Here is an 8265-nt window from a genome sequence, read left to right on the forward strand (position 1 = left end):
GAACCGACGGTGCGGCCGCCTTCGCGGATCGCGAAGCCGAGGCCCTCTTCCATGGCGATGGGCTGGATGAGCTCGACGGTCATCTCAGTGTTGTCGCCGGGCATGACCATCTCGGTGCCCTCGGGGAGGGTAATGACGCCGGTCACGTCCGTGGTGCGGAAGTAGAACTGCGGGCGGTAGTTCGAGTAGAACGGGTTGTGACGCCCACCCTCGTCCTTGGCCAGGATGTAGACGTTGGCCTCGAAGTCGGTGTGAGGGGTGATGGAACCCGGCTTCACGATGACCTGTCCGCGCTCTACGTCCTCGCGCTTGATGCCGCGGAGGAGCAGTCCACAGTTCTCGCCGGCCCAGGCCTCGTCGAGCTGCTTGTGGAACATCTCGATACCGGTGACCGTGGTCTTCTGGACCGGACGGATACCGACGATCTCGACCTCGGAGTTGATCGCGAGGGTTCCGCGCTCGGCGCGGCCGGTGACGACGGTTCCACGACCGGTGATCGTGAAGACGTCCTCGACGGGCATGAGGAAGGGCTTGTCCTTGTCGCGCACGGGGTCCGGCACGTTGTTGTCGACAGCTTCCATCAGTTCCTCGACGGACTTGACCCACTCGGGGTCGCCTTCGAGGGCCTTCAGGCCGGAGACGCGGACGACAGGAGCGTCGTCACCGTCGAAGCCCTGCGAGCTGAGCAGCTCGCGAACTTCCATCTCCACGAGGTCGAGGAGCTCTTCGTCGTCGACCATGTCGGACTTGTTCAGGGCGACCAGCAGGTAAGGGACACCGACCTGGCGGGCGAGCAGGACGTGCTCGCGGGTCTGGGCCATGGGACCGTCGGTAGCGGCGACAACGAGGATGGCACCATCCATCTGGGCCGCACCGGTGATCATGTTCTTGATGTAGTCGGCGTGACCGGGGGCGTCTACGTGTGCGTAGTGGCGCTTCTCGGTCTGGTACTCGACGTGCGAGATGTTGATCGTGATGCCGCGCTGCTTCTCCTCGGGAGCCGAGTCGATCGACGCGAAGTCACGCTGCTCGTTGAGGGTGGGGTACTTGTCGTACAGCACCTTGGAAATGGCAGCCGTCAACGTGGTCTTTCCATGGTCGACGTGACCGATGGTGCCGATGTTAACGTGCGGCTTAGTCCGCTCGAACTTTGCCTTCGCCACGGGTTCCTCCTAGAACGTTTGAGAAGATCTGCTTCCCAGCCGCGCTTTTCGCAGCTGAAACTCATGCAAGTCTACTGGGGGCTTTTGGTTTTGATGAAATTGCTCTGCACTGCCGGTCCGACTGGTCCTGCAGCTGGGGAGGAGGGCCGGCCTGCCCTGGGACAGGCCGGCCCTCGCTCCCCGTGGTCCCGTTTCCGGGAGGGGTACTACTCGCCGCGCGTCTTCTGGATGATCTCGTCGGCCACTGCCTTCGGGACCTCCGAGTAGCTGTCGAACTGCATCGAGTACACGGCACGACCCTGGGTCTTCGACCGCAGGTCACCGATGTAGCCGAACATGCCCGAGAGGGGCACGTGGGCGCGGATGACCTTGACGCCGCTTGCATCCTCCATGGACTGCATCTGGCCACGGCGGGAGTTCAGGTCACCGATGACTTCACCCATGTATTCCTCAGGGGTGCGGACCTCGACGTCCATGAGCGGCTCGAGCAGTACGGGCTGAGCCATCCGGGCGGCTTCCTTGAACGCCATGCGACCGGCGATCTTGAAGGCCATCTCGGAGGAGTCGACGTCATGGTACGCGCCGTCGAGCAGCGTCGCCTTGATGCCGACCACGGGGTAGCCGGCGAGGACGCCGTCGTTGAGCGCGTCCTGGATGCCTGCATCGACACTCGGGATGTACTCGCGGGGCACGCGCCCACCGGTGACCTTGTTGTCGAACGAGTAGAGCTCGCCCTCGGCGGTGTCCAGCGGTTCGATCGCGATCTGGATCTTCGCGAACTGGCCCGAACCACCGGTCTGCTTCTTGTGCGTGTAGTCGTGCTTGGCGACGGCGCGCTTGATGGTCTCGCGGTAGGCCACCTGGGGCTTGCCGACGTTCGCCTCAACCTTGAACTCGCGGCGCATACGGTCCACCAGGATGTCCAGGTGGAGCTCGCCCATGCCGGCGATGATCGTCTGCCCGGTGTCCTCGTTGAGGGACACCTGGAAGGTGGGATCCTCGGCCGAGAGCTTCTGGATGGCGGTGGAGAGCTTCTCCTGGTCACCCTTGGTCTTCGGCTCGATGGCCACCGAGATCACGGGCTCCGGGAAGCTCATGGACTCGAGGACGATCTGGTTCGCCGAATCGGACAGGGTGTCACCGGTGGTGGTGTCCTTCAGGCCGATCGCGGCGTAGATGTGGCCGGCAAGGGCTTCCTCGACGGGAATCTCCTTGTTGGCGTGCATCTGGAAGAGCTTGCCGATGCGCTCCTTCTTGGTCTTCGTGGAGTTTGTCACCTGCGTGCCGGCCGAGATCTGGCCGGAGTACACGCGGATGAAGGTCAGCTGCCCGAAGAAGGGGTGCGTGGCGACCTTGAACGCGAGGGCGGAGAAGGGCTCCTCCGTGCTGGGCTTGCGCGTCAGCTCGACCTCTTCGTTCCGGGGATCGTGGCCGATCATCGGGGGGACGTCGAGGGGCGAGGGCAGGTAGTCGATGACGGCGTCGAGCATCGGCTGCACACCGCGGTTCTTGAACGCGGAGCCGCAGAGGATCGGGTAGAGCTCTGAGTTGATCGTCATCTTGCGGATGCCGGCCTTCAGCTCCTCGATGGTGATCTCCTCACCCTCGAGGTACTTGTTCATGAGCTCGTCGGACGACTCGGCGACGGTCTCGACGAGCGTCGCACGGTACTCCTCGGCCTTGGCCTGGAGGTCCGCCGGGATCTCCTGGATCTCGTACTTCGCACCCATGGTCACGTCACCCTTGGCATCGCCGGGCCACACGAGGGCACGCATGTAGAGCAGATCGACGACGCCGATGAAGTCGTTCTCGGCACCGATGGGGAGCTGCAGCACGAGGGGCTTGGCGCCCAGGCGGCTGATGATCGTGTCGACGGTGAAGTAGAAGTCCGCGCCCAGCTTGTCCATCTTGTTGACGAAACAGATGCGGGGGACCTCGTACTTGTCGGCCTGACGCCAGACGGTCTCCGACTGGGGCTCGACGCCCTCCTTGCCGTCGAACACGGCGACGGCGCCGTCGAGGACGCGCAGTGAGCGCTCGACCTCGACGGTGAAGTCGACGTGCCCGGGGGTGTCGATGATGTTGATCTGGTTGTTCTCCCAGAAGCAGGTGACGGCGGCGGACGTGATCGTGATGCCGCGCTCCTTCTCCTGTTCCATCCAGTCGGTGGTGGAGGCGCCGTCGTGCGTCTCGCCGATCTTGTGGTTGACACCCGTGTAGAACAGGATGCGCTCGGTAGTAGTGGTCTTGCCGGCATCGATGTGGGCCATGATGCCGATGTTGCGGACCTTGTTGAGGTCGGTAAGCACGTCCTGTGCCACGGTGTCTCCCTTATGACGAGAATGGAGTTCTGCTGGACCGCCGGCCGGGCCGGCCCTGGTGGGGTGACGGTCCGGCCGGCAGATCTGCTACCAGCGGTAGTGTGCGAAGGCCTTGTTCGACTCGGCCATCTTGTGCGTGTCCTCGCGGCGCTTGACTGCAGCACCGAGACCGTTGGAAGCGTCGAGGATCTCGTTCTGGAGGCGCTCCGTCATCGTCTTCTCGCGACGGGCCTTGGAGTAGCCGACGAGCCAGCGAAGGGCCAGGGCGGTCGAACGACCGGGCTTGACCTCGACGGGGACCTGGTAGGTGGCTCCACCGACACGGCGTGAGCGGACCTCGAGGGTCGGCTTCACGTTGTCCATGGCCTTCTTGAGGGCTGCGACGGGGTCGCCGCCGGACTTGGCGCGAGCACCTTCGAGGGCACCGTAGACGATGCGCTCTGCGGTGGACTTCTTGCCGTCGACGAGCACCTTGTTGATCAGCTGCGTGACCAGGGGTGAACCGTAGACGGGATCTACAACGAGCGGCCGCTTCGGGGCCGGGCCCTTACGTGGCATATTACTTCTTCTCCATCTTTGCGCCGTAGCGGCTGCGAGCCTGCTTGCGGTTCTTCACGCCCTGGGTATCCAGTGCGCCACGGACGATCTTGTAGCGGACACCGGGGAGGTCCTTCACACGACCGCCGCGCACGAGCACGATGGAGTGTTCCTGAAGGTTGTGACCTACGCCGGGGATGTAGGCGGTGACTTCGATGCCACCGTTGAGGCGCACGCGGGCGACCTTGCGGAGAGCCGAGTTCGGCTTCTTGGGGGTGGTCGTGTAGACGCGGGTGCAGACGCCGCGCTTCATGGGGCTGCCCTTCAGTGCGGGCGCCTTGGTCTTGGAGACCTTAGGTGTCCGGCCCTTACGGACCAGCTGGTTGATCGTAGGCACTTTCGTGTTCTCCGTAATGTCTGAAGTGTTCTCTGTCGCCCGAATCCGCGGTTGCGGCGCCTTCGCAGGGCCGCTCCGTCCGGGGATCGGGATCATCAGTCGTTTGGCGCTTCGCCTACCAACGAACTGCCGCAGAACGACTGTAGGCGTGCGAAAATGTGGCATTCGCTGTACAACTTACGTACAACACGGAGATACGTTTCGCAACGCCGATCCACTGCCACACAAACAATTGCTGTCAAGTCTACCAGAGATCGGCGGAGAGCCCTCCCGCCGGCCGCTCCCCCGCATGGTGGGGACCCCACGAGGGGACGGGAAAGGCCCCGGACCAGGAGGTCCGGGGCCTTTCCGCCGACAGTCGGGATCAGCGGAAGTCGCTGTTGCCCATGTCGTAGTCGTCCAGCGGGATGGCGTGGAACTCGGGGCTCAGGCCGCCCTCGACACCGGCGTAGTCGAAGTCGCTGAACGCGCTCGGACCGGTGAACAGGTTCGCCTTGGCTTCCTCGGTGGGCTCGACCGTGACCTTCGTGTAGCGGTCCAGACCGGTACCGGCCGGGATGAGCTTGCCGATGATCACGTTCTCCTTGAGGCCGAGCAGCGGATCGCTCTTGCCTTCCATGGCGGCCTGCGTGAGGACACGCGTGGTCTCCTGGAAGGAAGCGGCCGACAGCCACGACTCGGTGGCGAGCGACGCCTTGGTGATACCCATGAGCTCGGGCCGGCCCGAGGCCGGCTTCTTGCCCTCGGACACCACGCGGCGGTTCTCGTCCTCGAAGCGGCGACGCTCGGCGAGCTCACCGGGGAGCAGGTCCGACTCGCCGGACTCGATCACGGTGACGCGACGCAGCATCTGGCGGACGATGACCTCCACGTGCTTGTCGTGGATGCCCACACCCTGGCTGCGGTACACGCGCTGCACCTCGTCGACCAGGAACTCCTGGGCCTTGCGGGGGCCGAGGATGCGCAGGATCTGCTTCGGGTCGACCGCGCCGAAGACGAGCTGCTGCCCGACCTCTACGTGCTCGCCGTCGGCGACCAGCAGGCGCGCACGGCGCAGGACCGGGTACGCGATCTCCTCGGAGCCGTCGTCGGGGGTGACCACCAGGCGAAGCTGCTTCTCGGCATCCTCGATGGTGACGCGCCCTGCGACCTCGGAGATCGGGGCGACACCCTTGGGTGTACGCGCCTCGAAGAGCTCCTGGATACGAGGCAGACCCTGGGTGATGTCCTCCGCGGAGGCGACACCGCCGGTGTGGAAGGTACGCATGGTGAGCTGCGTGCCGGGCTCACCGATCGACTGCGCGGCGATGATGCCGACAGCCTCTCCGATGTCCACGGTCTTGCCTGTCGCGAGCGACCGGCCGTAGCAGAGCGCACACGTTCCGACACTGGACTCGCAGGTGAGCACGGAGCGCACCTTGATGTCCGAGATACCGGCCTCGAACAGTTCACCGATGAGCACGTCTCCGACGTCGGAGCCCGCGGCAGCGAGCACCTCGCCCTTGGAGTCGACGACGTCGGTGGCCAGCGTACGGGCGTATGCCGAGTTCTCGACCTCCTCGTGCAGCACCAGCTCGCCGTCGGCGTTCGGTACGGCGATCGTGACCTTCAGGCCGCGCTCGGTGCCGCAGTCGTCCTCGCGGACGATGACGTCCTGCGAGACGTCGACCAGGCGTCGGGTCAGGTAACCCGAGTTGGCCGTACGCAGGGCGGTGTCGGCGAGGCCCTTACGGGCACCGTGCGTCGCGATGAAGTACTCCAGGACCGACAGGCCCTCGCGGTACGAGGACTTAATCGGACGAGGGATGATCTCACCCTTGGGGTTGGCCACGAGGCCACGGAGACCGGCGATCTGGCGGACCTGCAGCCAGTTACCACGGGCACCGGAGGACACCATGCGGTTGATGGTGTTGTCCTTCGGCATCGCGGCGCGCATGGACGCGGCGACCTCGTTGGTCGCCTTGTTCCAGATGTCGATGAGCTCCTGGCGGCGCTCCTCGTCGGCGATGAGGCCCTTGTCGAACTGCGACTGGACCTTGGCGGCCTGCGTCTCGTAGCCCTCCATGATGCCGGCCTTGTTGATCGGCGCGGAGATGTCCGAGATGGCGACGGTGACGCCCGAGCGGGTGGCCCAGTAGAAACCGGCGTCCTTCAGGTTGTCCAGCGTGGCGGCCGTGACGACCTTCGGGTAGCGCTCCGCGAGATCGTTGACGATCGTCGAGAGCTGGCCCTTGTCGGCGACCTTCTCCACCCAGGGGTAGTCCTCGGGGAGGGTGTCGTTGAACAGGACCTGTCCGAGGGAGGTCTCGATCAGTGCAGGGGTACCGGGCTCCCAGCCCTCGGGCGCAGCGATGTCGGCGCTGGGTACGAAGTTGGGGACGCGGATCCGGACGACCGAGTTCAGGTGCAGCTCACCGGAGTCGTGGGCCATGATGGCCTCGGACGGGCTGGTGAAGACGCGGCCTTCGCCGGCACTCCCCTCACGCTTGGTGGTGAGGTGGTGCAGACCGATGATCATGTCCTGCGAGGGCAGGGTGACCGGACGGCCGTCGGACGGCTTCAGGATGTTGTTCGAGGAGAGCATCAGGATGCGCGCCTCGGCCTGGGCCTCGGGGCTCAGCGGCAGGTGGACTGCCATCTGGTCGCCGTCGAAGTCCGCGTTGAACGCACCACAGACCAGCGGGTGCAGCTGGAGGGCCTTGCCTTCGACCAGCTGCGGCTCGAACGCCTGGATGCCGAGCCGGTGCAGGGTGGGTGCACGGTTCAGCAGCACGGGGTGCTCGGTGATGATCTCTTCGAGGACGTCCCACACCTGGGGGCGGTAACGCTCGACCATGCGCTTGGCGCTCTTGATGTTCTGCGCGTGGTTGAGGTCCACCAGGCGCTTCATCACGAACGGCTTGAAGAGCTCCAGGGCCATCTGCTTGGGCAGACCGCACTGGTGCAGCTTCAGCTGCGGGCCGACGACGATGACCGAACGGCCCGAGTAGTCGACGCGCTTGCCGAGGAGGTTCTGGCGGAAGCGACCCTGCTTGCCCTTGAGCATGTCCGAGAGGGACTTCAGGGGACGGTTGCCCGGTCCGGTGACGGGACGGCCACGGCGGCCGTTGTCGAACAGGGAGTCGACCGCTTCCTGCAGCATGCGCTTCTCGTTGTTCACGATGATCTCGGGTGCACCGAGGTCGAGCAGTCGCTTCAGGCGGTTGTTGCGGTTGATGACGCGGCGGTACAGGTCGTTGAGGTCGGACGTCGCGAAACGGCCGCCGTCGAGCTGGACCATGGGGCGCAGTTCCGGCGGGATCACCGGCACGGCGTCGAGGACCATGCCCAGCGGGCTGTTGGTCGTCGTCAGGAACGCGTTGACCACCTTGAGGCGCTTCAGGGCACGCGTCTTGCGCTGGCCCTTGCCGTTCTGGATGATGTCGCGCAGCAGCTCGGCCTCGGCCGGCATGTCGAAGTTCTCGAGGCGCTTCTTGATCGCCTCGGCGCCCATGGAGCCCTCGAAGTACAGTCCGTAGCGGTCACGCAGCTCGCGGTAGAGTCCTTCGTCGCCCTCGAGGTCTGCGACCTTGAGGCTCTTGAAGCGGTCCCACACCTGGACGAGGCGCTCGATGTCGGCGTCGGCACGCTTGCGGACGTTCGCCATCTGGCGGTCGGCCGAGTCGCGGGCCTTCTTCTTGTCGGCAGCCTTGGCGCCTTCACCCTCGAGACGGGCGAGCTCGTCCTCGAGGTCCTTGGCGATCGCGGCGATGTCGGCGTCGCGCTGGTCCGTCATCTGCTTCTTCTCGAGGTCGTGCTCGGCCTGGAGGTTCGGCAGTTCGGCGTGGCGGTTCTCCTCGTCGACCGA

5 protein-coding genes are annotated in these 8265 nt (G+C 65.1%); all 5 read right to left on the reverse strand.

The annotated features are described in order from the left end of the window. Positions 1 to 1163, reverse strand: a 1163-nt coding sequence (tuf, locus tag CVO76_RS09000) for an elongation factor Tu (protein WP_208741761.1), incomplete at its 3' end; no start/stop codon positions are given. A gap of 206 nt (positions 1164 to 1369) precedes the next feature. Then, positions 1370 to 3484, reverse strand: a complete 2115-nt coding sequence (fusA, locus tag CVO76_RS09005; protein ID WP_133082407.1) for an elongation factor G — start codon at positions 3482 to 3484, stop codon at positions 1370 to 1372. Positions 3485 to 3571: 87 nt separating this feature from the next. Further along, a complete protein-coding gene (rpsG, locus tag CVO76_RS09010) occupies positions 3572 to 4042 on the reverse strand; it encodes a 30S ribosomal protein S7 (protein ID WP_043440595.1) in 471 nt (156 codons plus the stop codon). A gap of 1 nt (position 4043) precedes the next feature. Beyond that, positions 4044 to 4418 (reverse strand): 30S ribosomal protein S12, encoded by a 375-nt coding sequence (rpsL, locus tag CVO76_RS09015; RefSeq protein WP_043440593.1) that lies wholly within the window; start codon positions 4416 to 4418, stop codon positions 4044 to 4046. A gap of 364 nt (positions 4419 to 4782) precedes the next feature. Then, on the reverse strand, positions 4783 to 8265 hold a 3483-nt coding region (gene rpoC, locus CVO76_RS09020; RefSeq protein ID WP_208739018.1), incomplete at its 5' end, for a DNA-directed RNA polymerase subunit beta'.

This window comes from Arthrobacter agilis (genome assembly GCF_002953615.1).
GTDB classification, from domain to species: Bacteria; Actinomycetota; Actinomycetes; order Actinomycetales; family Micrococcaceae; genus Arthrobacter_D; species Arthrobacter_D agilis_B.

What these genes read in the sequence shown, in the direction of transcription:
- rpsG (WP_043440595.1), bottom strand. Translation starts at nt 4,042, where the DNA reads ATGCCACGTAAGGGCCCGGCCCCGAAGCGGCCGCTCGTTGTAGATCCC.